We start from the raw sequence: 23,804 nt of genomic DNA, 5'->3' as shown, positions 1-23,804 counted from the left end.
TCCCCTGTCAAGGGATTTCTGCCCGGTTCGGGCCGGTCGGCGGGCATGAAAATTGCAGGTATCTGCCGGCCCACGCTTTATTGCCTAAAATAATGTTATATGGTATAATATTATTACTTATGTCCGATTCACAAACGGGAGGCACTTCCATGAAGCTGATGGTCATCGACGGCAACTCCATCCTCAACCGGGCGTTCTACGGCATCAAGCTGCTCACCACCAAGGACGGGCTGCCCACCAACGCGGTGTACGGGTTCCTCAACATCCTGCTCAAGCTGACGGACGAGGAGAAGCCCGACGCCCTGTGCGTCACCTTTGACCGGAAGGCCCCCACCTTCCGCCACCTGGCCTACGAGGGGTACAAGGCCCAGCGCAAGGGCATGCCCGACGAGCTGGCCGCCCAGCTGCCGGTGATCAAGGACGTGCTGGACGCCATGAACATCCCCCGGTACGAGCTGGACGGGTGGGAGGCCGACGATCTCATCGGCACCATCGCCGCCCGGGACACCGCCGCCGGGTGGGACACCGTCATCGTCACCGGCGACAAGGACTCCCTGCAGCTGGTCACCGAGTCCACCCGGGTGAAGCTGGTGTCCACCCGCATGGGGCAGACCACCACCAAGGAGATGACCCCCGACAGCTTCCGGGAGCAGTACGGCTTCGACCCCATCCACATCATCGATCTCAAGGCCCTCATGGGGGACGCCAGCGACAACATCCCCGGCGTGAAGGGCATCGGAGAAAAGACCGCCATGGACTTAATCCAGCGCTACCAGAGCGTGTCGGCCATCTATGCCGGTCTGGACACTTTGGAGGCCAAGCCGGCGGTGCTCAAAAAGCTGGCCGAGGGAGCGGAGCAGGCGAAATTGTCCTACGAGCTGGCCACCATCCACACCGACGCGCCCATCGACTTCACCCCCGAGGATGCCAGGCGGAAGGAGCCCGACGGCCCCGCCCTGTACGAGCTGCTTTTGAAGCTGGAGTTTGCCAAGCTCATCGACAAGCTGGGCCTCAAGGCCGTCCAGGGGGACGCCCCGGCGGGGGAGGCAGCCTTCTCCGGCGCCTGTGAGAGCGAGGTGGTGGCGGATTCCGCCCGGCTGGAGGAGCTGCTGGCCCTGTGGCGGGGGCTGGACAGCGTGGATGTGCTGGCCACCCCGGATCTGAATGTGGTGTGCGTGGAATGGTGGGAGAGCGAAGCGGTCTCCCATGCCGCCGTTCTCCGCGCCGACGCCCTGGAGGGGTATAACGAGGGATTGAAGGCCCTCTTTGCCGTCGACATCAAAAAGAACGCCCACGACGTGAAGACCCTCCTGTCCCGGCTGCTGGACGAGGGCATCGCCGGGGAGGGCTTTGTGTTCGACACCGCCCTGGCCGCCTATCTCCTGGCCCCCACCGACGGCAGCTACGAGCTGGAGAAGCTGGGCATGACCTACTTCAACCAGGAGTTCCCCAAGGCCAAAGACACCTATCTGGCCGCCGACGCCTTCACCCCCCTGGCCGACCAGGGGGCGGTGCTGGGGGCCCTCATGAGCCACACCGCCCTGATCGGGGCGCTGAAACAGGTTCTGGCCCCCCGTCTGGAGGAGCTGGGCATGCACGACCTCTACTACGGCGTGGAGCTCCCCCTCTGCCCGGTGCTGGCCGAGATGGAGCACCTGGGCATGCTGGTGGATCGGCAGGCCCTGGCCGCCTTCGGCGCCCTGCTGGACGAGCGCATCCGGGCCGACGAGGCCCTCATCTACGAGCTGGCCGGGGAGACCTTCAACATCAACTCCACCCAGCAGTTCGGCCACATCCTCTTTGACAAGCTGGGCCTGCCCCCGGTGAAAAAGACCAAGACGGGCTACTCCACCAGCGCCGAGGTGCTGGAGAAGCTGCGGGGTAAGCACCCCATCGTGGAGGCGGTGCTGGACTACCGGCAGCTGGCCAAGCTGAAATCCACCTATGTGGACGGGCTGATGAAGGTGATCGCCCCCGACGGGCGGATCCACACCTCCTTCCAGAACACCGTCACCGCCACCGGGCGGCTCTCCTCCACCGAGCCCAACCTCCAGAATATCCCGGTGCGCACCGAGCTGGGGGCGGAGCTGCGCAAGATGTTCGTGGCCCCGGAGGGGAAGGTGCTGGTGGACGCGGACTACTCCCAGATCGAGCTGCGCCTGCTGGCCCACATCGCCGGGGACGAGCACATGATCGCCGCCTTCCGCTCCGGGGAGGACATCCACACCGTCACCGCCTCTCAGGTGTTCGGCGTGCCCCCGGAGTCCGTCACCCACGAGATGCGCCGCCGGGCCAAAGCGGTGAACTTCGGCATCGTCTACGGCATCTCCGACTTCTCCCTGTCCCAGGACATCGGGGTCACCCGGGCCGAGGCCAGGGAGTATATGGAGAAGTATTTTGAGAAGTACTCCGGCGTCCACGCCTATATGACCCGTGTGGTGGAGCAGGCCAAGGAGAACGGCTGGGTATCCACCCTCATGGGCCGCCGCCGGTGGCTGCCGGAGCTGAAATCCTCCAACTTCAACCTGCGCTCCTTCGGGGAGCGGGTGGCCCTGAACATGCCCATCCAGGGCACCGCCGCCGACATCATCAAGCTGGCCATGATCAAGGTGCGGGACAGGCTGCTGTCCGAGGGGCTGGAGGCCCGGCTGGTGCTCCAGGTTCACGACGAGCTGATCGTGGAGTGCCCGGAGGGGGAAACCGAGCGGGTGAAGGAACTGCTGGAGGGGGAGATGGAGCACGTGGTGGAGCTGGCTCTCCCCCTTACCGCCGAGGCCCATGCGGGCCGGAGCTGGGCGGAGGCCAAGGGCTGACAGAGAAGGGGGCACACATGGATTATCTCGAAATCTGCCTGGTTTCGGTTGCCGTCATTGCCGTGGGCATTTTCATGGTGCGCAAGCCGGAGCTGTGCTGGAAGCTGAAGCACGCTCTGGATACGGAGGGGGGCGAGCCGTCCAGGCACTATCTGGCGGCCGTAACGGTGCTGGGGACGGCCATGATCATCATCCCGGCGGTGGTGATCCTGGTCTCTGTCATCTCCCTGGTTCTGGAGGCCGCGGGCCTGGGATAGAGGCAAAGGAGGAGCTGCATGGAACTGCGCCCCATTCCCGCCGCCGATTGGGCGGACTGGTATGAAAACGAGCTGTGCACCACCTTCCCCGACTGCGAGTGCAAGCCCCTGGCGGATATCCTGTCCCTGGCGGAGGCCGGGCGGTATGAGGTGCTGGGCCTGTATGACGGCCCTGATCTGCTGGGCTATGCGGCCCTGTGGAGCGCCCCGGACTGGCCGGGCTGTGTGCTGCTGGACTATCTGGGTGTCACCGCCGCCCGCCGGAACAGCGGACTGGGCGGCCGGCTGCTGGCGCTGCTCTCGGCGCGGCTGGCGGGACAGGCAGTGCTGATTATCGAGGCGGAGGCGGAGGACTCCGGCGGCCCGGAGGAGGAGCGGCCCATCCGCCTGCGCCGGCTGGACTTCTACCGCAGGAACGGCTGCACCCCGGTGTACAGGAGCTTCAACTGCGGGCTGGTGTGCCAGGTCTTTGTGCTGGGCCCCGCCCCGGAGGATCTGGAGCCGGTGAAGGCCGCCCACCGGGCCATCTACGGCCCGGGCCGACCCGACACCGTCATCGACCCCGCCCCCGGCCAGGTGCCGGAGGCCCCCTACTGGATGAAATGAGGTTAGACCTATGATTGCACAAGTTCTGCTCTGCCTGCTGGGGCTGGCCCTGGCGGCCCTGGGCGCGTACATGCTTCTCTTCCCCGCCCGGTTCAAGCGCCTCCAGTGGAGGCTCAACGCCATGGTGCGCCGGCGTCTGGCCTGGACTCGGCTGGCCGGCATGGCCGCCCTGCTGGTGGGCACCGTCCTCTTTGTGGTGCAGCTGGTGGGCCTGCTGGTGAACGCCCTGTTCGGCTGAGGGGGCGCCCATGGAGTATCAAATCATCCCCATGACGCCCGCCCAGCTCCCCCAGGCGGCGGCGCTGGAGCGGGCCTGCTTCTCTCACCCCTGGACGGAGAAGGCCCTGGCGGAGGATCTGGACAATGAGCTGCTCACCCTGCTGGCCGCGGTGGGGGAGGACGGAACCCTGCTGGGCTACGGGGAGATGCGCACCGTGCTGGACGAGGGCACCCTGGAGCGCATTGCCGTCGCGCCGCAGTTCCGCCGCCATGGGGCGGCGGAGGCCCTCCTGCGCCGTTTTCTGGACGATGGCAGGGAGAAGCTGGCCTTCCTCACCCTGGAGGTGCGGGCGGGCAATGCCCCGGCCATCGGCCTGTACGAGAAGCTGGGGTTTGAGGTGGTGGGCCGCCGTAGGAACTACTACCGGGAGGAGGGCGAGGACGCCCTGCTGATGACGGTGGTGCTCCGGCATGACGCCTGAGCTGCGCCCGCTGACCGAGCCCCGGCTGCGGCGGCTCTACCGGGAGCATGTGGCGGAGGACTTCCCGCCTGCGGAGCGGCGGCCCCTCTCCGCCATCCTCCGCCTGCGGCGGCGGGGGGACTACGACACCTGGGGCGTGTTTGACGGGGACGCCCTGGAGGCCTATGCCTTCCTGTGGCGGGGGGCGGGCTGCGCCCTGCTGGACTACCTGGCCGTGTGCCGGGACGCGCGAGGGCAGGGGTACGGCACCCGCGCCCTGGAGCTGGTTAAGGGGCAGTACGGCCCCATGCCCCTGCTGGCGGAGGTGGAGGCCCCGGAGGAGAGCGCGCCGCCGGGGGAGAACGCCCTGCGCCAACGGCGGCTGCATTTTTACGAGCGGGCCGGGTTTGTCCCGCTGGGCTATCAGGCCGTCCTGTTCGGCGTGCGCTACGCCATGCTCTCCTGGCCCGCCGTGGACTCTCAGGAGGGGGAACGGCTCCAGGCCTCCCACCGGGCCCTCTACCAGAGCGAGGTGTCGCCCCTGCTCTTCCGCCGGGTGATCCATATTCCGGCGGAGGAGCCCGCCCCAGCAAGAAAGGACTGATTTCCATAAACATTCTGGCCTTTGAATCTTCGTGCGACGAGACCGCCGCCGCGGTGGTGCGGGACGGCCGCACCGTCCTGTCCGACGCCATCGCCTCCCAGGCGGACATGCACGCCACCTACGGCGGCGTGGTGCCCGAGATCGCCTCCCGCAAGCACGTGGAGGCCATCGCCGGCCTGACGGAGCTGGCCCTGGAGCAGGCGGGCCTCACCCGGGCGGACATCGACGCGGTGGCCGTCACCTACGCCCCCGGCCTCATCGGCGCCCTGCTGGTGGGGGTGAACTTCGCCAAGTCGGCGGCCTACGCCCTGGGGGTGCCGCTGATCCCCGTCCACCACACCCGGGGGCACATCGCCGCCAACTACATCACCCACCCCGAGCTGGAGCCCCCCTTTGTCTGCCTGTGCGTCTCCGGCGGCAACACCATGATCGTGGACGTGCAGGACTACACCCGCATGAGGATCCTGGGGGCCACCCGGGACGACGCCGCCGGTGAGTGCTTCGACAAGGTGGCCCGGGTGCTGGGCATCGGCTACCCCGGCGGGGCTCCCATGGATCGGCTGGCCCAGGGCGGGGACGACACCCGCTATGAGCTGCCCCGGGCCCACGTGGCCGGAGCACCCCTGGACATGTCCTTCTCCGGGCTCAAGACCGCGGTGCTCAATCTGGTGCACAACGCCGGGCAGAAGGGGGAGACGCTGGATCTGCCCGGCCTGGCGGCCTCCTTCGCCGCCGCCGTCAGCGACACCCTGGTGCCCCGCACCATGGAGGCCGCCAAACAGCTGGGCTACGGCAAGGTGGCCGTGGCCGGCGGCGTGGCGGCCAACACCCGCATCCGGGCGGACTTGGAGCGGGCCTGCCGCCGGAGCGGCGACAAGCTCTACCTGCCCCAGCTGTCCCTGTGCGGGGACAACGGGGCCATGATCGGCTGCCAGGCCTACTATGAGTACCTGGCGGGCAGGCGCGGCGGCCTGGAACTCAACGCCTACGCCACCCGCTCCATCGAGCTGGGCTGAATGCTGAATAAGGAAAAGCATCCGCTCTGGCGGATGCTTTTTTTGTGGAAAAATGGGCCGGGCGGATATGAAGGCGCGGCGTCCCGGAGGTGCAGCGAAGCAGAAAAAATGCGTTATGTCTACTAAACTGACCGGCGCGGAAAGACCCCGGACTTCGATTGGAGCGGGTGGAAAATCCGGTGGATAAGTGGATAAAACCGCGGGGGCCTAAGGGGGAAGGGGTGTGGAAAACAAGGTGGACAATGTGCATAACGCTCTGTAGAGAGGTTACATTGTAAAAATTATGTCAAGCAGAGAGCAAAAATGGCGGCATCCGGAAAGTGCGGAAAACCGGCCGTGGAAGAGAAATTCCGGCACTTTCCTCTGCCCCAGACCGCCGGGCTCCCTGGGACGATGGAGGGACACACCCGGCCTGCGAGCGGGGAATTTGCAGTTCTTCCGCCATGGGGCAAAGGATTATACAGAGGGTATTGCCCCGTGCCGCGCTGCCCGGAGGCGGGGACGAAAAAAACCGCCGCGGCTCTGCCGCGGCGGTTTAAGAGTTTGCTGGATACAGGCTCAGGCCAGCTTGGCCTTGGCCATCTCGGTGAGGGCGGTGAACGCGGCCTTGTCGTTGACAGCCAGCTCCGCCAGCATCTTGCGGTTGATCTCCACGCCGGCCTTCTTCAGGCCGTTCATAAAGGTGGAGTAGTTCATGCCGTTCATCTTGCAGGCGGCGGAGATGCGGGTGATCCACAGGGAGCGGAAGTCGCGCTTCTTCAGCCGGCGGCCGGTGTAGGCGTAGCTCAGGGACTTCATGACCTGCTCGTTGGCCATCTTGAAGTGCTTGCTCTTGGCGCCCCAGTAGCCCTTGGCCAGCTTGAGGATCTTATTTCTTCTCTTGCGCGTCATCATCGCGCCTTTAACTCTAGCCATTGTAAAAAGCCTCCTATATTCAGGTAAAGATTATTTGTAGGGGATCATGCGCTTGATGGCGGGCGCGTTGGTCTTGTCCGCATACGCGCCGGCGCGGAGGCCTCTCTTGCGCTTGGTGTCCTTTCCGTGGCCGTTGAGCAGGTGGCGCTTGTTGGCATGGGCGCGCTTAACCTTGCCGGACTTGGTCAGGTTGAATCTCTTCTTCGCGCCGCTGTGGGTTTTCAGCTTAGGCATGGTGGTAAACTCCTTTTCTGTTCAATTCAAAGTGCGGGCTCGCGCTCAGTTCTTCTTGGCTTCCTTGGCAACCTTGGGGGAGAGGAAGATGGACATGTGCCGTCCGTCCAGCTTGGGCTCCTTGTCCAACGCGGCGACCTCGGCGCACTGCTCCGCGAACTTGAGCAGCAGGCCCTTTCCGATGTCCGTGTGCGCCATCTCGCGGCCCCGGAATCGGACGGTGACCTTCACCCGGTTGCCTTCGGCCAGGAACTTCTGGGCATTGCGCAGCTTCACGTTGAAGTCGTTCACGTCGATGCTGGGGGACATGCGCACTTCCTTGATCTCCACAATGTGCTGGTTCTTCCGCGCCTCCTTCTCCCGCTTGGTCTGCTCGAACTTGTACTTGCCGTAGTCCATGAGCTTGCACACGGGGGGATTGGCGGTGGGGGAGATCTTCACCAGATCCAGGTTGGCCTCCGCAGCGCGCTCCAGCGCGTCCCGGGCGGACATGATGCCCAGCTGCTCGCCGGTCTCAGAGACCAGCCGGACCTCTTTGTCACGGATCTCCTCGTTGATTTGATGACCCTGTTTGCTGATACGAAAGCACCTCCAATTCTCAAATGAACACAAAAAAACGGCTGCCAGAACGGCACCCGCATCACAGCCAAGCACACCCGGAGAAATTCCGTGTGCGCACAGTCCGATTGACCTCTTTGCCGTGGGCGGGAGGTGAGGACGGGGGTACCGTTCCTGCTTTATTTTGCTCTGATAGTATAGCAGAAGCAAAGCCCGCTGTCAAGATAAATTTTTACACATAGTGGCCGGCCCTGTATCGAAAAAGCGGCAAAGCCGCCTTTTCGACACGATGAGCGTGGGCCCGATACCATCGGGCCCACGCTTATCTCTTGCTCTTGGGTTTCTAATCCACAATATGGGTTCTTTTGCCGGACGGCTCAGACACCAGGGACACCTCCGAGTCCTCAAGCTCTTCCCCGGCGGCGGCCACGTTGGCTACCCACACGGGTTTCCCGTCCTCGTCCAGGGTGACGATTACCTGGGCCTGGCTGCCGTTGTCGGTGGCCTCCCAGACATACCGGCCGTCCTCAGACAGCGCGTCGGTGATGTCGGTCTCCGCCCCGTCCACGGTGAGGATGGTGCGGCCGTCCCGCTCCTCCACGGACACGTCGGGGTAGCGCAGGGCGGTGATCTGGGAGCCGTCCTCCATGATCAGCTCCTCCTGATAGTCGCTCACCACCACGGTCGAGCGTATGGACAGCACGATCTCCTCCAGGAACTCCGGGTTTGCGGCGCTGGCACCTACTACGGTCAGCGCGCACAGGGCGGCCGCCGCCAGCCCCACCCGCAGGGGGCGGCGGATGGCGCGCTTCTTGTTCTGTTCTGTCATATGAATGACCTCCTGTAATTTCTCCTCGGAGACATGCATCTCCGAGCAGGCCTCGTGATAGAGCTTTGGATCAAACATAACTGGATCCCTCCTCTTCTTCCCCGTCCCCGGACAGGGTGCGGCGCAGCCGATCCCGGGCCCGCTGCAGCCAGGTCTGCACCGTGGACTCCTTGGCGCGGAGGGCCGCGGCGACCTCCTTGACGGAGCAGCCCTCGTAGTAGTAGAGATAGATGGTCAGGCGGTACTTGGGCTCCAGGGCCATGACGGCCTGGAACAGCTCGGCTTTGGCCGGATCCTCCTCAGCCGGCCGCTCCGTCCACTCCTCCAGGGGCACGGAGCGGCGCCGCCAGGCCGAGCGGAGCAGCCGCCGGCTCTCATTCACCGCCACCCGCAGCAGCCAGTGCTTCCGGTGCTCCTCGCTGTCAAACCGCCCGCCCTGCTGATAGAGTCTGAGCAGCACGGTCTGTGTCACATCCTCCGCGTCCGCCCGGTTCCGGAGGGCGTGGAATGCCACCCGGTAGAGCATGTCCCCGTAGCGCCGCACCACCTGCTCGAACGTCTCCTCTGTCATGGGCATCCCCCTTCTTTCGGTCGTCTTGGAAAGGCCTTTCACTGTGAATACCCCCGTCAGGGCGGAAATATCTCACCGGGGCGGAAATTTTTCTCCGAATTTTGGACGCAGAAAAGCGGTATGGGTTCCCCCATACCGCTTTTTGCCGTCAGTGGACGGCTGTCCGGCCGTCCCGGAGCATGTCGTCGGCGGCGTTTTTGGCCTTGTCCGCCGCGCCCCTGACCGCGTCGCCCACGCCCTCCGCCGCATCCTTGACGGCGTCGCCGGCGTTTTTGGCCGCGTCCTTCAGATCGTCGCCCACGCTTCCCGGCTCCGCCGTGCCGTCGGGAACCGGCGTATCGGTGGCGGTCACCGGCGGCGTGGCCTCGGGGCTGACGTGAGGGCTGGCGGGGGCCGCCGGGGTGTGGGTAGGCGTGACGGCGGGGGCGTCCTCCCGGGCGCAGGCCGCCAGGGGCAGCAGCAGGGCCGCCCCCAGCGCCAGAGCAATTCCAATGCGTTTCATGTGTGTTCCTCCTCCATGATTTACAAAGGGGTCTGTCACAAATGGCTTCACCCGCAGCTAGTATGTGCCGCGGCGGCGGATTTAGCCCCGGCAAGAAATGTTTTGGAAAAAAGGGGTTGCATTTTCCTAACAGCTGTGCTATCATATCAATAACAGTAATAGTTACTGTTTATCTCCGTTGAAAAGAGGTGGCCTATGAACGGCAAGCGATACTCCCGTCAGCGGGAGCTGATCTACCAGGCCCTGTGCCAGACGGACGAGCACCCCACGGCTGAGATGGTGTACCGCTGGCTGAAGCCGGAGAATCCCGCCCTGAGCCTCGGCACGGTTTACCGAAATCTGAACCTGCTGGCGGACGAGGGTGTGATCCGACGGATGGCCTTTCCCGTGGAGCGGTACGATGCCAAAACCGCGCCCCATCCCCACTTCTGCTGCGACCAGTGCGGCGGGGTGTACGATCTGGAGCTGCCCTACGACCCGGAGCTGGATCGCCAGGCGCTGCTCTCCAGCGGGCATGATGTGACGGGGCACGAGCTCACCTTCCACGGCCTTTGCAGAAAATGCAAGCCGCTGCACTGAGCCCTGCCCCCGGCATACCGCCGCTTGAAAACCAAACCAAAGAGTGTTATAATAACAGAAGCACGAATGCTTCAGGAAAGGACGTTGATTTTCATGGAGTTCAAGCTGTATTACTGCACCCACTGCGGCAACATCATCTTCAAGGTTGTGGACAAGGGCGTGCCCGTCATGTGCTGCGGCCAGAAGATGGAGGAGCTGGTTCCCAACACCACCGACGCGGCCCAGGAGAAGCACGTGCCCGTGATGGAGAAGACCCCCCACGGCAGCGGCAGCTCCGTCACCGTGAAGGTGGGCAGCGTGGAGCACCCCATGCTCCCCGAGCACTACATCTCCTTCATCGCCGCGGTGGACGGCGACACCGTCACCATGAAGTTCCCCAAGCCCGGCGACAAGCCCGAGCTGAAGACCTTCGTGCGGGGCGACAAGGTGGAGGCCTACGAGATCTGCAACCTCCACGGCTACTGGAAGGGCGAGGGCTGAGGGCTCTCACCTGATAAAATCTGATTGAGAAAGGAAGGCTGAGTCACATGGAACTGAAGGGCAGCAAGACCGAGGCCAATCTCTGGAAGGCGTTTGCCGGGGAGAGCATGGCCCGCAACAAGTACACCTATTTCGCCAGCAAGGCCAAGAAAGAGGGCTTTGAGCAGATCGCGGCCATCTTTGAGGAGACCGCCGGCAACGAGAAGGAGCACGCCAAGCTGTGGTTTAAGGAGCTGGGCGGCATCGGCGACACCGCCGCCAACCTGAAGGCCGCCGCCGCCGGCGAGAACGAGGAATGGACTCAGATGTACAAGGAGATGGCTGAGACCGCCAAGGCCGAGGGCTTTGAGAAGCTGGCCTTCCTGTTCGAGGGCGTGGGCAAGATCGAGAAGGAGCACGAGGAGCGCTACCTGACCCTCCTGAAGAACCTGGAGGAGGGCAAGGTGTTCGAGAAGGACGGCGAGTACGTCTGGAAGTGCCGCAACTGCGGCCACATCCACTTCGGCCGCACCGCGCCCCAGGTCTGCCCCGTGTGCGCCCATCCCCAGGCCTATTTTGAGCTCCAGGCCAAGAATTATTGAGCATACATCCGCCCCCGCCGGCCGGCGGGGGCGCTTTTTTGCCGGAGGGACGGCGGACAGCCTCAGTCCGGCGCAAAAATCCCGGCCCCGAAGCTCTGCTTCGGGGCCGGGATCGGTTTTCTCTCTTATTTCCCCCGGTTGAAGATCTTGAAGATGTCCTCAAAGGGGTCGTCCTCCGCGGAGGCGGCGGGCTCGGCCTTGTCCTGGGGCTGGGCCTCGGCCTTCTTCTCCCCGGCGGCGGTGAAGGGCTTGCTGGGCATGGCGCCCTCCCGCTCCTCAAAGCCGGTGGCGATGACGGTGACGCGGATCTCGTCCTCCAGCGTGTCGTCGAAGGCGGCGCCGAAGATGATGAGGGCGTCGGGGTGGGCGGCCTGCTGCACCAGGTTGGCGGCGGTCTCCACCTCCTCCAGGCCGATGTCCATGGAGCCGGTGACGTTGACCAGCACGCCCTTGGCGCCGTTGATGGAGGTCTCCAGCAGGGGGCTGGAGATAGCCATCTTGGCGGCCTCCTCGGCCTTGTTCTTGCCGGCGGCCCGGCCCACGCCCATGTGGGCCATGCCCGCGTTCTGCATGACGGCGGTGACGTCGGCAAAGTCCAGGTTGATGAAGCCGGTGTTCTTGATCAGATCCGAGATGGACTGCACCGCCTGGCGGAGCACGTCGTCGGCGATCTCGAAGGCGTTGGCAAAGGTGATCTTCTGATCGGTGGCGAACTTCAGCCGCTCGTTGGGGATGATCACCAGGGAGTCCACCCGGGTGCGCAGCTCCTCGATGCCCTTCTCGGCCTGGAGCATGCGGCGGCGGCCCTCAAAGTTGAAGGGCTTGGTGACCACGCCCACGGTGAGTATGCCCATCTCCTTGGCGATGTCGGCCACAATGGGGGCCGCGCCGGTGCCGGTGCCGCCGCCCATGCCGGCGGTGATGAACACCATGTCCGCGTCCTCCAGGGCCTTGGACACGGCGCTGCGGCTCTCCTCGGCGGACTTGCGCCCCACCTCCGGATCGCTGCCCGCACCCTGGCCGCCGGTGAGCTTTTCACCGATCTGGATCTTCTGGGTGGCGCTGGAGACGGCCAACGCCTGCTTGTCCGTATTGACCGCGATGAAATCCACACCCTTGGTGCCGGACTTCACCATCCGGTTGACCACATTGTTGCCGCCGCCGCCGACGCCAATGACCTTGATGGTAACGACCGTATCCGGGCCGGTATCCAGTCCAAACGCCATAACTGCTCCTCCTATGTGAAACCAATTCGTAAAATATGCGCAGGTTCTGCCGGAAAAGGACTTATTTTGTGGTGTCCTCCCCGGGCGTAACTACATCTTGCCTTATTTTATCGCTCTTTTGCCTGGAGGTCAAGAGTTCCCGCCGGATTTCCGCAAAGTTTTGGAACATCCTTGTGCCGAACACCACCACGGCGGCCAGGTAGAGGGGCAGGCCCAGCTTCTGGCCCAGCCAGGCCAGGAACACGGCGATAAACGCATTGCCGATGGTGCCCGAGAGGAACACCCCCAGCTTGAATTCCCCCTTGATGCGGGCCCGGAAGCCTCCCAGGGCCGAGTCCAGGGCGGCCAGCAGGCCGCAGGCGGCGTAGAGAGACCACTGGACGGGGATCGTCCAGGGGGAGATGAGCCCGATCACCAGGCCGATAATCAGTCCGATCAGCTCCAGCATCAGCCCACCCCCTCTCCGCCGTCCTCGTCCGGGGCGGCGGGCTTGGCGTACTGGTAGTCCACGGTGCCGCTGTAGGCGGGAATGAGCAGCTGGTCGCTGGCGGTGACCCGGACGGTGATGCCCCACTGGCTGAGTATGTCCACCACACCGTTGCGCATGGTCAGGGCGGAATAGAGGGTGTCCGGATCGCCGATGGCGAAGATCACGTAGGGCGCGGCATAGCGCCGGCCGTTCACCGTCACCACCGCGCCGGTGCAGCGCACCTCGCTGGTGGCCAGGATCCGCTCCCCGTTGAGGGAGATGGCCTCCGCCCCGGCGGAGCGCAGCTCATTGATCACCGAGAGGATGTCGTTGTCGTGGATGAGGTAGTCGGCCTCGTCCCCGGTGACATTGGCCTGGGTGGAGTCCTCCAGCACCACGGTGACGCCGGGGCCCTCCACGTCGGTGAGGCCGGCGGTGATCTCCATCTGCTCCAGCTCCGTCTTGAGGGCCTCGCTGCCCTCATCGCCGGAGGCCGCCTGCTGGCGGTAGAGCTCCAGCTCGCTCTGGAGCTGGCCCACCTGCTCGGTCAGGCCGTCCCGCTCCTCCACCACGTCGTTGTAGAGGCTCTGGAGGGTCTCCAGCCGGCTGGCGTTGGTGGCGTCCGCCGCCCCGGCCAGCTGGACACCCCGCAGCTGGGCCGCCAGCAGGAAGCCCACCACCACGCACACCGCCATCACGGCCAGCTCGCCCCTATTCTGCATGGGTCGTATCCGTTTCATCGCTCTCTCCTTGTGCCGTCGTGTTTTCCGGATCCGGAGCCTGGGTGGGTTCCACAATCCCGGGCTCCTGGGTCTCCTCCACATCCGCAGCGCCGTCCGGCAGCCACCGCTCAGGCAGCAGATGGGCCTCGCTGTCCCCGTAGGTCAGATCCAGGGTGCCGTTGCGGGGGATGCCCCGCTCATCCATAGTCCACAGGGTCTGCTGAAGATAATAGGTGCTCTGGGTAAAGTCCCCGTTCATGGGGAAGAGGACAGTCAGGTTGTCGCCATAGCCGAAGCGGAGCTCGTAATCCGCGGTCAGATCAATGAAGCTGGTGAGGCTGCCCGTCATCTGCCGCGCCTGGATGGCCGACAGGAAGGCCGTCAGCCGCTCCAGCCGGGTCTGCTCCTCTTCCCGGACGGTGATGGTGTTTCCCACCGTGGGGTTCACCGGCTCCAGCCCCAGGAGCTGGGCCCGGCCTGATGCCAGGCTCTCGTCCCCGCTCTCCAGGATCTTGCCCCGGCTGTCCACCAGCCAGCAGCTCCCGCCGCTCTCAAACCAGGCCGCCGGGGTGCCCGCCGTCACATGGATCACCAGGGTGTCCGGGTACCGCCGGACGAAGTTCACCGTGTCGATGTAGGGCAGCTGGGTATAGATGCGGCTGCTGATCTGGTACTTGTTCAGGGCGAAGAGGTTGTCCCCCTGCTCCACGCCGGAGACGGCGATGATCTCCTCCGCCGTGTAGGGGGAGTCCCCCACCACCTCCACGGTGTTCACCCGGAAAAAGACCACGCAGCCCAGCACAATGGCGGCGAGAATCAGCACCGCGGACAGCAGCTTATAGAGGGCGCCGAAGCGCCCCCGGTTCCGCCGTCCCCGTCTGTTCCTTCTCGCCGCCATGATGCACCGGTCTCCTGTTCTAGTCGTTTTCTCTCAGTATCCCATCCAAAGGTTGCGGATTTGTGAACGCATCCTAAGAAAAACCTTAAATTCGCCGGATGGAGGCCCCCAGGGCGGACAGATCCCCCTCCAGGGACTGGTATCCCCGGTCGATATGGCGGACGCCGGACACCGCCGTGCGCCCCTCCGCCCCCAGGGCGGCCACCACCAGGGCGGCCCCGCCCCGGAGATCCGCGGCCTGCACCTTTGCCCCGTGGAGCCGGGGCACGCCGTACACCACCGCCACCCGGCCCTCCACCCGGATGTCCGCCCCCATGCGGGTCAGCTCATCCACGTGGCGGTACCGGCTCTCGAAGATGTTCTCCACAAAGACGGTGCAGCCGCTGCTCCGGGCCATGACGGCCATGAGGGGGGCCTGGGCGTCGGTGGGAAAGCCGGGATAGGGGGCGGTGCGCACCGGCGGCACCCCCCTCAGCGGGCCGCGGCACCCCAGCCGGATGGAGGCGGCCCGGCTCTCCACGGCGCAGCCCGCCTCCCGCAGGACGGCGGTGACGGTGGACAGGTGCCGCCAGTCCACCCCCGTCAGCTCCACCTCTCCCCCGGCGGAGGCCGCCGCGGCCAGGTAGGTGGCCGCCACGATCCGGTCGCCCATGACGGTGTACTCCCCGCCGTGGAGGGGCGCGCCCCCCCGGACGGTGATGACGGAGCTGCCCGCCCCCCGCACATCCGCTCCCAGGGTGTTGAGGAAGTTCTGGAGATCCACGATCTCCGGCTCCCGGGCGGCGTTGGTGATGGTGGTGTCTCCGTGGGCGCTCACCGCCGCCAGCATGGCGTTCTCCGTGGCCCCCACGCTGGGCAGGGAGAGGACGATGTCCGCCCCGCGGAGCCTGCCCGAGCAGCGCAGGCCGCCCTCCGCCTCCTCCACCGCGCCCCCCAGGGCGCGGATGGCGGCCAGGTGGAGGTCGATGGGCCGTGGGCCCAGCTCGCACCCGCCGGGGGCGCACAGCTGCGCCTGTCCCATGCGGCCCAGGATGGCCCCCAGGAAGATCACTGAGGAGCGCATCTCCCGCATGAGGGCGTCGGGCACCTCCCACCCCGTGGGGGCGGAGGCGTCCACCACCACCGCCTCCCCCTGCCGCTCCGCCCGGCAGCCCAGGCGGCGCAGGATGTCCAGGGAGGCCCGCACGTCGGACAGCTCCGGGCAGTTGTGGATGACGCACTCCCCCGGCGCAAGCAGGCAGGCCGCCAGGATCGGCAGGACACTGTTCTTCGCCCCGTGCACCCGCACGGAGCCCTCCAGGGGGCGGCCCCCCTCGACGATGTAAGTACTCATGCTCCAGCCTCCGCAAGTGGTTTGGTACGCCATCCTATGCGGAGGGGAACGCACGGGTTCAATGGGCCGGTTTTTCCAGCAAACCGGTCAGGGTTTTGTAGATCTGCTCCGCCGCGTCGGGCACGCCCATGTCCCGCAGGGCGCGGCTCATGGTCTCCCGCCGGGCGCCGTCGCCCAGCAGCTTGGTGATGAGGCTGTACAGCTTCTCCCCGCTGGACTCGCCCTCGGGCAGGAGCACCGCCCCGCCGGCGTTAGCCAGCACCCGGGCGTTCTTGGTCTGGTGGTCGGCCACCACATTGGGGGAGGGCACCAGCACCGCCGGTCTGGCGATGGCGGTGAGCTCCGCGATGGTGGACGCCCCTGCCCGGCACAGCACCAGGTCGGCCGCCGCCATCACCAGGGGCATGTCGTAGATGTATTCCCGCACGTCGATTTCCGGGAATTTCTCCACGCCGCTGTCCCGGAGCTCCTCCACCACCGCGTGGTAATCCCGGCCCGCGCCGTGGATGTGGCGGAAGGGGGCGCCGTCCCGGCACTCCAGGGCGATGCACTGGGCCATCTGGCGGTTCATCACCTCCGCCCCCAGGCTGCCCCACACGGAGAGCACCAGGGGCTTGTCGTCGGCAAAGCCCAGCTTCTCCCTGGCCTCCTTCCGGGTATAGCGGAAGAAGTCCCCCCGCACCGGCGTGCCGGTGACCACCACTTTCTCCGGGGTGTCGTAGTGGCTGCGGCTCTCCTCAAAGCCCACCATCACCACGTCCACCACCTTGGACAGGGCCTTGGTGGTCAGGCCGGGGACGGCGTTGGACTCGTGGACGGCGGTGGGGATGCCCCGCTTAGCCGCGGCGCTCACCACCGGGAAGGAGGCGTAGCCGCCGGTGCCCACCACCAGGTCGGGCTGGAAGGCGTCCAGAATGGCGTTGGCCTGCTTCTTGGACTTGTTCATGTTCAGCAGGGTTTTGACGTTGTGGCCGATGGCCGCCGGAGCCATGGAGCGGCGGAAGTTGGTGATGGTCACCGTCTGGATCTCATAGCCCTCCTTGGGCACCAGCCGGGTCTCCATGCCGCCGTCGGCCCCCACAAAGAGCACCTCACAGCCCGGGTTCCGCTCCTGGAACATCTGGGCCAGGGCCACGGCCGGGTTTACGTGGCCCGCCGTGCCGCCGCAGGTAAAGAGGATCTTCATGCGCTTTTCTCCTCCTCGTAAAAAATGACCGGGGACGGGCCGCCGAGGGCGGCGGCCCCTACAGGCAAATCGATACCCCCGCAGGGGACGGCCTCGCAGAGTTTTCCCCGCAAGGGGGGCACCACGCCCGCAGGACGGACGCGCGCCGGGGTCGTCGCGCGCCACGGCCTGGACAGGGCCCGCGGGCGGCCACAGGCCGCCCCTACAGCCTCGCAGAGTTTTCCCCGCTTTGCGGGGAAAAGAATTGAAAATCAGTCTTTCCGGGAATTCATTTCTCGGAAAGACACCCCGACCCGCGCCACGGTGCGCGAAACCGGGGGTATCGAGCCAAGTCGCCGGCGTTTCGCCGGCACGCAGGCTCGTATCTAGGGGGCATTGGATGCCCCCTAGACCGTTTCACTCCTGTTTCGTCGGCGGAATCTGTCTCGACACCGACAGCACAACGCCCATCTCGGCCAGCTGGATCATCAGGGCCGTGCCGCCGTAGCTGAAAAAGGGCAGGGAAATGCCGGTGGTGGGGATCAGGTTGGTGACCACGGCGATGTTGAGGAACACCTGCACCGCCGTCAGGGTGGTGATGCCCACCACCAGCAGGGCGCCGAACCGATCCCGGGCGTGGATGGCGATCCAGTAGCCCCGGATCACCAGCAGGGCAAACAGGATGAGGATCACCGCCGCCCCAATGAGGCCCAGCTCCTCGCAGACGATGGCGAAGATGAAGTCGTTCTCCGGCTCGGGCAGATAGAGGAACTTCTGGCGGCTCTTGCCCAGGCCCAGGCCCAGCAGGCCGCCGGAGCCGATGGCGTAGAGGGACTGGATGATCTGCCACCCGCCGTCCTGTTTGTAAGACCAGGGATCCTGCCACACCAGGATACGGGTGGACTGATAGTCCTGCATGACCAGGAGCAGCAGCCCAGCCAGAGCCGAGGCGCCCAATGCAAACCAGCGCAGCTTAATCCCGGCGGCAAAAAGCACCGCAGCCGCGCCGGCCAGGATCAGCAGGGTGCCCGACATGTGCGGCTCCCTGCTCATAAGGAACACAATCAGCAGCAGGATCAACCCGTAGGGCACCAGCTCCAGAAGGCCGATGCGATCCAGGACGCCCACCACCCCGCTGAGGGGACTGCGGGGGGACAGGCGGACAGGCTTCTCCGTGTTCCGCTTGGACAGCCGGGATGAGAAGTACATGATCACCGCCACCTTGGCAATCTCCGACGGCTGGAAGGTGCCGAGGCCGGGCACGGCGATCCACCGCTTCACATTGTCGCTGCGGTCGGTGTGGATGCCGGGGATCAGCACCGCGATGAGCAGCAGGATGGCCAGGATCAGGGCGAACACCGACAGCCAGCGGAAGGTCTGGTAGTTGATCTTGGAGACGACGTACATGATAGCCAGGCCGGCCACGGCAAACAGGCCCTGGCGGAAGAAGTAAAATGTGGGATCCCGTCCCTCATAATAGGCCGTGGCGTAGGAGGCGGAGAACACCATGATCACCCCGATGCCGGTGAGCAGCACCACCAGCATCAGGAAGGGCAGATCCATGGGCCCCCGGGCCAGCTGTTCCTCCATGGTCAGATCGCGCTTGCGTTTTGCCAGGGGTCTCCCCTCCTTTCTCCCCCGCAGGGGTTCCTTACCGGTTCATGACCCCCAGGAAGGTGAGCACACACATCACCAGGGTGATGCCGGAAAAGACACAGAAGAGCTTTACTTCGCTCCAGCCCCCCATCTCCAGATGGTGGTGGAGGGGCGCCATGCGGAAAATCCGCTTGCCGTGGGTGAGCTTGAAGTATCCAACCTGTATAATGTCAGACAGAGTTTCCGCAATGTAGATGATCCCCACCGGGATGAGCACCAGGGGAACGTCCAGGGCGAAGGCCAGGCCGCACACCGCGCCCCCCAGGAACAGGGAGCCGGTGTCCCCCATGAACACCTTGGCCGGGTGGAAGTTGTAGAGCAGGAAGCCGAACAGCCCCCCCATCAGGGCGCCGGAGAACAGGCCGATCTCCAGGTGCTGCCAGTACCAGGCCAGCACCGTGAAAAAGGCCATCACCGGGATGGTGACCCCGGCGGCCAGGCCGTCGATGCCGTCGGTGATGTTGACGGCGTTCACCGTGCCCACCATGACGAAGGCGGCGAACACCATGTACACCGGCCAGGGCAGGGCCAGGTTCACGTCGAAGAAGGGGAGGTAGAGCACCGGGCTCAGGTACCCGTGGCCCCGCATGAGCACGGTGAACAGGATGGCCGCCGCCAGCTGGAGCAGGAACTTCTGGGGGGCGGTCAGGCCGGTGTTCTGGTGGTGCTTCACCTTCATGTAGTCGTCGATATAGCCGATGATGCCGAATACCAGGGCGAACAGGAGCACGAAGGCCCCGCCGAAGCGCCCGGCCATAAAGTCAGGCCAGCCCAGCACGGCCGTCACAGCCGCGGCGGCGATGATGAACATCAGGCCGCCCATGGTTGGGGTGCCCTGTTTGGACATATGCCAGGTGGGGCCGATCTCCTTGATGGACTGGCCGGCCTTCATCCGCCGCAGGAAGGGGATGAGCACCTTGCCCCCCAGGGCGGCCGCCGCAAAGCCCAATATCACACCGATGACGATCCTCAGCATGTCTTTTGCAACCTCCAAAGCCTCTCAAAGCTCGATTTTTGCCCGCCCGGCGGGCCGGCCATCTATTGTATCACAATCCTCTGCGGGTTTCCACTCCAAAAAAGCAACAAATTTCCGGCTCAGGAGGCGAAATAGGCGGCCACTTCCTCCCGCTCGTCCAGGTGGAGCACCCGCGTGCCCACCTCCTGGTAGGTCTCGTGCCCCTTGCCCGCCAGCACCACCGTGTCGCCGGGCTTCGCCAGGGACAGGGCTCTCCGGATGGCGGCGCGGCGGTCGGGCTCCACCACCACCTCCGCCGCCGTCCCCTCCAGGCCGGGCAGGATGTCGCGGATGATGGCCTCCGGCTCCTCTGTGCGTGGGTTGTCGGAGGTGACCACCGCCACATCGGCCAGGCTGCCGGCGATGGCCCCCATCTGGGGCCGCTTGGTGCGATCCCGGTCGCCGCCGCAGCCGAAGAGGCAGATCACCCGCCCCGCCGTGAAATCCCGGACGGTGGTGAGGATGTTCTCCAGGGCGTCGGGGGTGTGGGCGTAGTCGATGATCACCGCAAAGTCCGCCGAGACGGGCACCACCTCGATGCGCCCCTTCACCCCAGGGGCCTTGGCCAGGGCGTCGGCGCAGTCCGCCAGGGGCAGGCCCAGGGCCAGGCCGCAGGTCAGCACCCCCAGGGCGTTGTAGACGGTGAAGCCGCCGGGTATGGGCAGCCTCACCCGGGAAATGGCCCCCTCGGCCACCGCCTCAAACTCCACCCGGTCGGGGAAGAGCCGCAGGTTCTTGGCGGTAAGATCCGCCTCGTCCCGCCGCTCGGAATAGGTGAGTCTGGGGACGGCCACCGTGCGGGCAAAGTAGCGGCCCGCCTCGTCGTCCAGGTTGAGGACGGCGGTGTCGCTCTGGCGGAAGAGCAGGCCCTTGGCGTCCCGGTAGGCCTCCATGGTGCCGTGGAAGTCCAGGTGATCCTGGGTCAGGTTGGTGAAGATGCCCGCCCGGAAGCGCAGGCCGTCCAGCCGGTGGAGCACCAGGGCGTGGGAGGAGGCCTCCATCACCACATGGGTGCAGCCGGCGTCCGCCATCTCCCGCAGGAGCTGCTGCACCTCGTAGGACTCGGGGGTGGTGCGGTGGGCGGGGAGCACCTCGTCCCCCACCATGTTCTGGTTGGTGCCGATGAGGCCCACCCTGGCCCCCAGCACCCCCTCCAGCATGGCCTTGAGCAGGTAGGTGGTGGTGGTCTTGCCGTTGGTGCCGGTGACGGCCAGCAGGGTCAGATCCCGGGCGGGGTGCCCGAACCAGTTGGCGGAAACCGCCGCCAGGGCGGCCCGGGCGTCCGGGGTGACCAGCCAGGGGCCCTCCCCCTCCGGCGGATGCTGGCAGAGCACCGCCGCCGCCCCCTGCTCCAGGGCCTGTGCGATATACTTATGTCCGTCGGTCTTGTAGCCCGGCAGGGCCACGAAGAGGCAACCGGGCTCCATGGTTCGGGTGTCATAGCAGATTCCGGAACATTCCACGTCCCCGGCGCGGCGCTCCGTCAGCGCCACGCCGGCCAGCAGCTGGTTCAGTCTCATGCTCTCCCCCCGATCTTGAAAATGGATGCGGCTACAGGCCCTCGCCGCTGGCGCTGCTGTCGCTGAAGCGCACCTCGACGGTGGTGCCCCGGTCTACGCTGGTGCCGGCGGCCACGCTCTGCTCGTAGGCCACCACGCCGGAGCTGTAGTCGGAGGCCCCGGTGGCCCGCATGTACAGGCCCTGGGCGGCCAGCTTCTCCTCCGCCTGGGCGGCGGTGAGGCCCACCACGCTGGGCACCGTCACCTGGTCGGTGGGCACCTCCTCGCCCATGTAGAGCACCACCTGGCTGCCGCCGGGGATGGAGGCGCCCGCCGCCGGGATCTGCCCGGTGACGGCGGCCCCGTCGCCCACGGTGCGCAGGGACAGGCCGTTCTTTTCCAGACTGGCGGTGGCGGAGGCCAGATCCAGGCCCACCAGATTGGGCACCAGCACGTCGGCGCTGGCGGTGTAGGTCTTCTCCACGCCCAGGTAGCCCAGGATGTCCTCCAGCAGCTCGCCGGCCATGGGGGCGGCCATGTTGCCGCCGCTGATGTACCAGCCGCCGGCGGTGGTGTTGGCGCCGGGGGCGGCGGGCTTGGGGCTGTTGTAGGCCAGCAGGATGATCACCTGGGGGTCGTCCGCCGGGGCAAAGCCCAGGAAGGAGACGATGGTGTAGTCGCTGCCGTACAGGGTCTGGGAGGAGCCGGTCTTGCCGCCGATGCGGTAGCCCTCCACGGCGGCGTTGTGGCCGGTGCCGCCGTTGACCACGCCCTCCAGAATGGTGCGGCAGCGCTCGCTGGTCTGCTCGCTGATCACCTGGCGCACCTCGGTGGGCTCGGTGTGCTGCACCACGTTGCCGTCGGTGTCGGTGACCTGGCTGACCACATAGGGCTGCATCAGGTGGCCGCCGTTGATCACCGCCGCCGCGGCGGTGATGAGCTGGAGGGGGGTGACCTGGAAGCGCTGGCCGAAGGAGGCCACCGCCAGATCCACGTTGGTGAACTTATCCCGATCCCAGATCAGGCCGGCGCTGACGGGATTGATGTTCGACTCGCCCAGCACGTCGATGCCGGTCTTCTCCAGGAAGCCGAAGTCCTCCAGATAGTTGTAGAACTTCTCCGCCCCCAGTGCCTGGCCGATGGCGATGAAGGCCGGGTTGCAGGAGTTGGCCACCGCCTTGGCCAGAGTCTGGGTGCCGTGGCCGTCCCGGTCGGAGCACTGGATGGGGGGGCCGCTCCAGCCGTCCACCTGGGCCACGCCGGAGCAGTAGAAGGTGCTGCTCTCGCTGACCACGCCCTCCTCCAGGGCGGCGGCCAGGACGATGGACTTGAAGGTGGAGCCGGGCTCATAGGTGCTGCTGATGGAGCGGTTGGCCCACTGTTTGTACAGCACCTCGCTCTCCGCCGCCGAGATGGCCGTGTCTCTGGCCTCCTCGGTGGTGGCGCCCTCGGCCAGGGCCTTCTGATAGGCCTCCTCCTTGGTGTACTCCCCGCTCTCGATATCCGCCAGATACTGGAGGAGCACCGGGTCGCTCACCGCCCAGGGGTCGTTGGCATCAAAGGTGGGGGAGTTGGCCCAGGCCAGGATCTCCCCGGTGTTGGGATCCATGGCGATGCAGAAGCCGCCGTCCTGCACCTCGAACTGCTCGATGCCCTTGGCCAGGATGTTCTCGCAGAAGCTCTGGATCTTGGAGTCCAGGGTGAGCTCCAGATCGCAGCCGTCCATCCCGTCGTAGTAGTTTTCGTACTGATAGAGCATCTGGGTGCCGTCGGCGTTCTTGGCGGTGACGATGCGCCCGGTCTCGCCGGCCAGGACGCTCTCGTACTGGGCCTCGATGCCGTAGGCGCCGGTGTTCTCCGTGTTGGGGTTCACCCAGCCGATCACCTGGGCGGCCAGGCTTCCCTTGGGGTAGATGCGCATGGTGGTGGGCGGGGTGAAGATGCCGGTGATGTGGTTCTCGGTGGTGAAGGCCAGCACCTCGTTGCGGGTGTCCTCGTCCACCCGCTGGGCGATAATCTCGTACATGGAGTAGGTCTTTTCCAGCCGTTTCAGGATGTCCTCCTCCTCCAGGCCCAGGATCTGGGCCAGGTTGGAGGCGATGAACTCGTCGGTGGGCTCCGGGTAGTCCGGCTCCTTCCCGTTTTTCACGTCGTCGGCGTACGCCTCCTGGCAGGCCAGGATCTCCTTGGGGGAGAGCTGGATGTTGTACACCGTGGCGCTCATGGCCAGCACCTCGCCGTTGCGGTCGTAGATCACGCCCCGCTGGGCGGCCACGACGGAGTCGCCGGTCTGCTGCTCCACCGCCAGCTCCTGAAAGCGGTCGTAATCCCGGATCTGGATCTGCCAGAGCCGGACAAACAGCGGAATGAATACCGCCACGCCAAAGACGGCCAGCAGGATCAGGGTGCGCACCAGGATGGTGCGGTTGGCCCGGTGGTCGGGCTGCTGGACGACTCGTCTGTGCTTTCTCTCTGCCATGATTCACCTCGCGCCTTTCGGGGATGGAAGTACCGGAAAGGGTGTAAGAAAATTCCTTTTCTTACACCCTCTCATCTTTCTGTGTATCAGGGCCGCCGGGCAGCCCGTCTCTCTTTC

General features: G+C 65.7%; 26 protein-coding genes. 10 read left to right on the top strand and 16 right to left on the bottom strand.

Going from position 1 to position 23,804, the window contains the following annotated elements:
* Window positions 1–149 precede the first annotated feature (149 nt).
* The 7 genes from polA to tsaD are packed head-to-tail and all read left to right on the top strand — an operon-like array spanning window position 150 to window position 5,976.
* Window positions 150–2,813: a DNA polymerase I gene (gene polA, locus B5E42_RS03215; RefSeq protein WP_087236734.1), complete on the top strand. Its 2,664-nt coding sequence runs from the start codon at window positions 150–152 to the stop codon at window positions 2,811–2,813.
* A gap of 17 nt (window positions 2,814–2,830) precedes the next feature.
* Window positions 2,831–3,070, top strand: a complete 240-nt coding sequence (locus tag B5E42_RS03210; RefSeq protein WP_087236733.1) for a DUF6199 family natural product biosynthesis protein — start codon at window positions 2,831–2,833, stop codon at window positions 3,068–3,070.
* An 18-nt stretch (window positions 3,071–3,088) separates the two neighbouring features.
* The gene (locus B5E42_RS03205) at window positions 3,089–3,676 is read left to right on the top strand and encodes a GNAT family N-acetyltransferase (protein WP_087236732.1); all 588 of its coding nucleotides are present in this window, start codon (window positions 3,089–3,091) and stop codon (window positions 3,674–3,676) included.
* Between the two features lie 10 nt (window positions 3,677–3,686).
* A complete protein-coding gene (locus B5E42_RS03200; RefSeq protein WP_087236731.1) occupies window positions 3,687–3,914 on the top strand; it encodes a hypothetical protein in 228 nt (75 codons plus the stop codon).
* A gap of 10 nt (window positions 3,915–3,924) precedes the next feature.
* Complete coding sequence (gene rimI / locus B5E42_RS03195; protein ID WP_087236730.1) at window positions 3,925–4,377, top strand: ribosomal protein S18-alanine N-acetyltransferase; 453 nt, start codon at window positions 3,925–3,927, stop codon at window positions 4,375–4,377.
* The gene (locus B5E42_RS03190; protein ID WP_087236729.1) at window positions 4,367–4,960 is read left to right on the top strand and encodes a GNAT family N-acetyltransferase; all 594 of its coding nucleotides are present in this window, start codon (window positions 4,367–4,369) and stop codon (window positions 4,958–4,960) included. The genes rimI and B5E42_RS03190 overlap by 11 nt, the downstream gene beginning before the upstream one ends.
* Window positions 4,961–4,965: 5 nt before the next feature.
* Window positions 4,966–5,976 (top strand): tRNA (adenosine(37)-N6)-threonylcarbamoyltransferase complex transferase subunit TsaD, encoded by a 1,011-nt coding sequence (gene tsaD, locus B5E42_RS03185; protein WP_087236728.1) that lies wholly within the window; start codon window positions 4,966–4,968, stop codon window positions 5,974–5,976.
* Window positions 5,977–6,534: 558 nt separating this feature from the next.
* On the opposite strand, the gene rplT is transcribed toward tsaD, so the two are convergent.
* The 6 genes from rplT to B5E42_RS03155 form a co-directional block, all read right to left on the bottom strand.
* Window positions 6,535–6,891 (bottom strand): 50S ribosomal protein L20, encoded by a 357-nt coding sequence (gene rplT, locus B5E42_RS03180; RefSeq protein WP_087236727.1) that lies wholly within the window; start codon window positions 6,889–6,891, stop codon window positions 6,535–6,537.
* 30 nt (window positions 6,892–6,921) lie between these two features.
* Entirely contained in the window at window positions 6,922–7,125 is a 204-nt protein-coding gene (rpmI, locus tag B5E42_RS03175; RefSeq protein ID WP_087236726.1) for a 50S ribosomal protein L35, read from the bottom strand.
* A gap of 45 nt (window positions 7,126–7,170) precedes the next feature.
* Window positions 7,171–7,737: a translation initiation factor IF-3 gene (infC, locus tag B5E42_RS03170; RefSeq protein WP_141242431.1), complete on the bottom strand. Its 567-nt coding sequence runs from the start codon at window positions 7,735–7,737 to the stop codon at window positions 7,171–7,173.
* Between the two features lie 289 nt (window positions 7,738–8,026).
* Window positions 8,027–8,590, bottom strand: a complete 564-nt coding sequence (locus tag B5E42_RS03165) for a hypothetical protein (protein WP_087236725.1) — start codon at window positions 8,588–8,590, stop codon at window positions 8,027–8,029.
* On the bottom strand, window positions 8,583–9,083 hold the full coding sequence (locus tag B5E42_RS03160; RefSeq protein ID WP_087236724.1) for a sigma-70 family RNA polymerase sigma factor: 501 nt from the start codon (window positions 9,081–9,083) through the stop codon (window positions 8,583–8,585). Before B5E42_RS03160 ends, B5E42_RS03165 begins: the two co-directional genes overlap by 8 nt.
* A gap of 148 nt (window positions 9,084–9,231) precedes the next feature.
* Complete coding sequence (locus B5E42_RS03155; protein WP_087236723.1) at window positions 9,232–9,585, bottom strand: hypothetical protein; 354 nt, start codon at window positions 9,583–9,585, stop codon at window positions 9,232–9,234.
* Window positions 9,586–9,780: 195 nt separating this feature from the next.
* Here B5E42_RS03155 and B5E42_RS03150 point away from each other — a divergent pair, with 195 nt between their 5' ends.
* From B5E42_RS03150 to rbr, 3 genes are all read left to right on the top strand, one after another.
* The gene (locus B5E42_RS03150; protein WP_087236722.1) at window positions 9,781–10,164 is read left to right on the top strand and encodes a transcriptional repressor; all 384 of its coding nucleotides are present in this window, start codon (window positions 9,781–9,783) and stop codon (window positions 10,162–10,164) included.
* A 93-nt stretch (window positions 10,165–10,257) separates the two neighbouring features.
* Complete coding sequence (locus tag B5E42_RS03145) at window positions 10,258–10,644, top strand: desulfoferrodoxin family protein (protein WP_087237411.1); 387 nt, start codon at window positions 10,258–10,260, stop codon at window positions 10,642–10,644.
* Window positions 10,645–10,691: 47 nt separating this feature from the next.
* A complete protein-coding gene (rbr, locus tag B5E42_RS03140) occupies window positions 10,692–11,225 on the top strand; it encodes a rubrerythrin (RefSeq protein WP_087236721.1) in 534 nt (177 codons plus the stop codon).
* A 125-nt stretch (window positions 11,226–11,350) separates the two neighbouring features.
* Here the strand turns inward: rbr and ftsZ are convergent, their stop codons facing one another.
* The 10 genes from ftsZ to B5E42_RS03090 form a co-directional block, all read right to left on the bottom strand.
* Window positions 11,351–12,451 (bottom strand): cell division protein FtsZ, encoded by a 1,101-nt coding sequence (gene ftsZ / locus B5E42_RS03135; RefSeq protein WP_087236720.1) that lies wholly within the window; start codon window positions 12,449–12,451, stop codon window positions 11,351–11,353.
* Between the two features lie 61 nt (window positions 12,452–12,512).
* Complete coding sequence (locus tag B5E42_RS03130) at window positions 12,513–12,899, bottom strand: small basic family protein (RefSeq protein ID WP_087236719.1); 387 nt, start codon at window positions 12,897–12,899, stop codon at window positions 12,513–12,515.
* Window positions 12,899–13,660 carry a DUF881 domain-containing protein gene (locus B5E42_RS03125; RefSeq protein WP_242967005.1) on the bottom strand — a complete coding sequence of 254 codons (762 nt, stop codon included), beginning with the start codon at window positions 13,658–13,660 and terminating at the stop codon, window positions 12,899–12,901. The genes B5E42_RS03130 and B5E42_RS03125 overlap by 1 nt, the downstream gene beginning before the upstream one ends.
* Complete coding sequence (locus B5E42_RS19940; RefSeq protein ID WP_087236717.1) at window positions 13,632–14,540, bottom strand: FtsQ-type POTRA domain-containing protein; 909 nt, start codon at window positions 14,538–14,540, stop codon at window positions 13,632–13,634. The genes B5E42_RS03125 and B5E42_RS19940 overlap by 29 nt, the downstream gene beginning before the upstream one ends.
* A gap of 85 nt (window positions 14,541–14,625) precedes the next feature.
* Window positions 14,626–15,873, bottom strand: a complete 1,248-nt coding sequence (gene murA, locus B5E42_RS03115; RefSeq protein ID WP_087236716.1) for a UDP-N-acetylglucosamine 1-carboxyvinyltransferase — start codon at window positions 15,871–15,873, stop codon at window positions 14,626–14,628.
* Window positions 15,874–15,931: 58 nt separating this feature from the next.
* A complete protein-coding gene (murG, locus tag B5E42_RS03110; RefSeq protein ID WP_087236715.1) occupies window positions 15,932–17,059 on the bottom strand; it encodes an undecaprenyldiphospho-muramoylpentapeptide beta-N-acetylglucosaminyltransferase in 1,128 nt (375 codons plus the stop codon).
* Between the two features lie 396 nt (window positions 17,060–17,455).
* Entirely contained in the window at window positions 17,456–18,601 is a 1,146-nt protein-coding gene (ftsW, locus tag B5E42_RS03105; RefSeq protein ID WP_087237409.1) for a putative lipid II flippase FtsW, read from the bottom strand.
* An 88-nt stretch (window positions 18,602–18,689) separates the two neighbouring features.
* Window positions 18,690–19,670: a phospho-N-acetylmuramoyl-pentapeptide-transferase gene (mraY, locus tag B5E42_RS03100; protein ID WP_087236714.1), complete on the bottom strand. Its 981-nt coding sequence runs from the start codon at window positions 19,668–19,670 to the stop codon at window positions 18,690–18,692.
* A 119-nt stretch (window positions 19,671–19,789) separates the two neighbouring features.
* Window positions 19,790–21,229, bottom strand: a complete 1,440-nt coding sequence (locus tag B5E42_RS03095; protein ID WP_087236713.1) for a UDP-N-acetylmuramoyl-L-alanyl-D-glutamate--2,6-diaminopimelate ligase — start codon at window positions 21,227–21,229, stop codon at window positions 19,790–19,792.
* A gap of 31 nt (window positions 21,230–21,260) precedes the next feature.
* Window positions 21,261–23,687: a penicillin-binding transpeptidase domain-containing protein gene (locus B5E42_RS03090; protein WP_087236712.1), complete on the bottom strand. Its 2,427-nt coding sequence runs from the start codon at window positions 23,685–23,687 to the stop codon at window positions 21,261–21,263.
* Between the last annotated feature and the right edge of the window lie 117 nt (window positions 23,688–23,804).

The sequence above is a fragment of the Flavonifractor sp. An10 genome, from assembly GCF_002161215.1.
Lineage (GTDB): Bacteria > Bacillota > Clostridia > Oscillospirales > Oscillospiraceae > Flavonifractor > Flavonifractor avistercoris.
The sequence above is the reverse complement of the archived record's forward strand: the minus strand, read 5'-3'. Positions and strand labels throughout refer to the sequence as shown.

Excerpts from the sequence above, each read along its gene's own strand:
- polA (WP_087236734.1), top strand. The coding sequence starts at position 150 with ATGAAGCTGATGGTCATCGACGGCAACTCCATCCTCAACCGGGCGTTC.
- B5E42_RS03210 (WP_087236733.1), top strand. The coding sequence starts at position 2,831 with ATGGATTATCTCGAAATCTGCCTGGTTTCGGTTGCCGTCATTGCCGTG.
- B5E42_RS03205 (WP_087236732.1), top strand. The coding sequence starts at position 3,089 with ATGGAACTGCGCCCCATTCCCGCCGCCGATTGGGCGGACTGGTATGAA.
- B5E42_RS03200 (WP_087236731.1), top strand. The coding sequence starts at position 3,687 with ATGATTGCACAAGTTCTGCTCTGCCTGCTGGGGCTGGCCCTGGCGGCC.
- rimI (WP_087236730.1), top strand. The coding sequence starts at position 3,925 with ATGGAGTATCAAATCATCCCCATGACGCCCGCCCAGCTCCCCCAGGCG.
- B5E42_RS03190 (WP_087236729.1), top strand. The coding sequence starts at position 4,367 with ATGACGCCTGAGCTGCGCCCGCTGACCGAGCCCCGGCTGCGGCGGCTC.
- rplT (WP_087236727.1), bottom strand. The coding sequence starts at position 6,891 with ATGGCTAGAGTTAAAGGCGCGATGATGACGCGCAAGAGAAGAAATAAG.
- rpmI (WP_087236726.1), bottom strand. The coding sequence starts at position 7,125 with ATGCCTAAGCTGAAAACCCACAGCGGCGCGAAGAAGAGATTCAACCTG.
- B5E42_RS03165 (WP_087236725.1), bottom strand. The coding sequence starts at position 8,590 with ATGTTTGATCCAAAGCTCTATCACGAGGCCTGCTCGGAGATGCATGTC.
- B5E42_RS03160 (WP_087236724.1), bottom strand. The coding sequence starts at position 9,083 with ATGACAGAGGAGACGTTCGAGCAGGTGGTGCGGCGCTACGGGGACATG.
- B5E42_RS03155 (WP_087236723.1), bottom strand. The coding sequence starts at position 9,585 with ATGAAACGCATTGGAATTGCTCTGGCGCTGGGGGCGGCCCTGCTGCTG.
- B5E42_RS03150 (WP_087236722.1), top strand. The coding sequence starts at position 9,781 with ATGAACGGCAAGCGATACTCCCGTCAGCGGGAGCTGATCTACCAGGCC.
- B5E42_RS03145 (WP_087237411.1), top strand. The coding sequence starts at position 10,258 with ATGGAGTTCAAGCTGTATTACTGCACCCACTGCGGCAACATCATCTTC.
- rbr (WP_087236721.1), top strand. The coding sequence starts at position 10,692 with ATGGAACTGAAGGGCAGCAAGACCGAGGCCAATCTCTGGAAGGCGTTT.
- ftsZ (WP_087236720.1), bottom strand. The coding sequence starts at position 12,451 with ATGGCGTTTGGACTGGATACCGGCCCGGATACGGTCGTTACCATCAAG.
- B5E42_RS03130 (WP_087236719.1), bottom strand. The coding sequence starts at position 12,899 with ATGCTGGAGCTGATCGGACTGATTATCGGCCTGGTGATCGGGCTCATC.
- B5E42_RS03125 (WP_242967005.1), bottom strand. The coding sequence starts at position 13,660 with ATGAAACGGATACGACCCATGCAGAATAGGGGCGAGCTGGCCGTGATG.
- B5E42_RS19940 (WP_087236717.1), bottom strand. The coding sequence starts at position 14,540 with ATGGCGGCGAGAAGGAACAGACGGGGACGGCGGAACCGGGGGCGCTTC.
- murA (WP_087236716.1), bottom strand. The coding sequence starts at position 15,873 with ATGAGTACTTACATCGTCGAGGGGGGCCGCCCCCTGGAGGGCTCCGTG.
- murG (WP_087236715.1), bottom strand. The coding sequence starts at position 17,059 with ATGAAGATCCTCTTTACCTGCGGCGGCACGGCGGGCCACGTAAACCCG.
- ftsW (WP_087237409.1), bottom strand. The coding sequence starts at position 18,601 with ATGGATCTGCCCTTCCTGATGCTGGTGGTGCTGCTCACCGGCATCGGG.
- mraY (WP_087236714.1), bottom strand. The coding sequence starts at position 19,670 with ATGCTGAGGATCGTCATCGGTGTGATATTGGGCTTTGCGGCGGCCGCC.
- B5E42_RS03095 (WP_087236713.1), bottom strand. The coding sequence starts at position 21,229 with ATGAGACTGAACCAGCTGCTGGCCGGCGTGGCGCTGACGGAGCGCCGC.
- B5E42_RS03090 (WP_087236712.1), bottom strand. The coding sequence starts at position 23,687 with ATGGCAGAGAGAAAGCACAGACGAGTCGTCCAGCAGCCCGACCACCGG.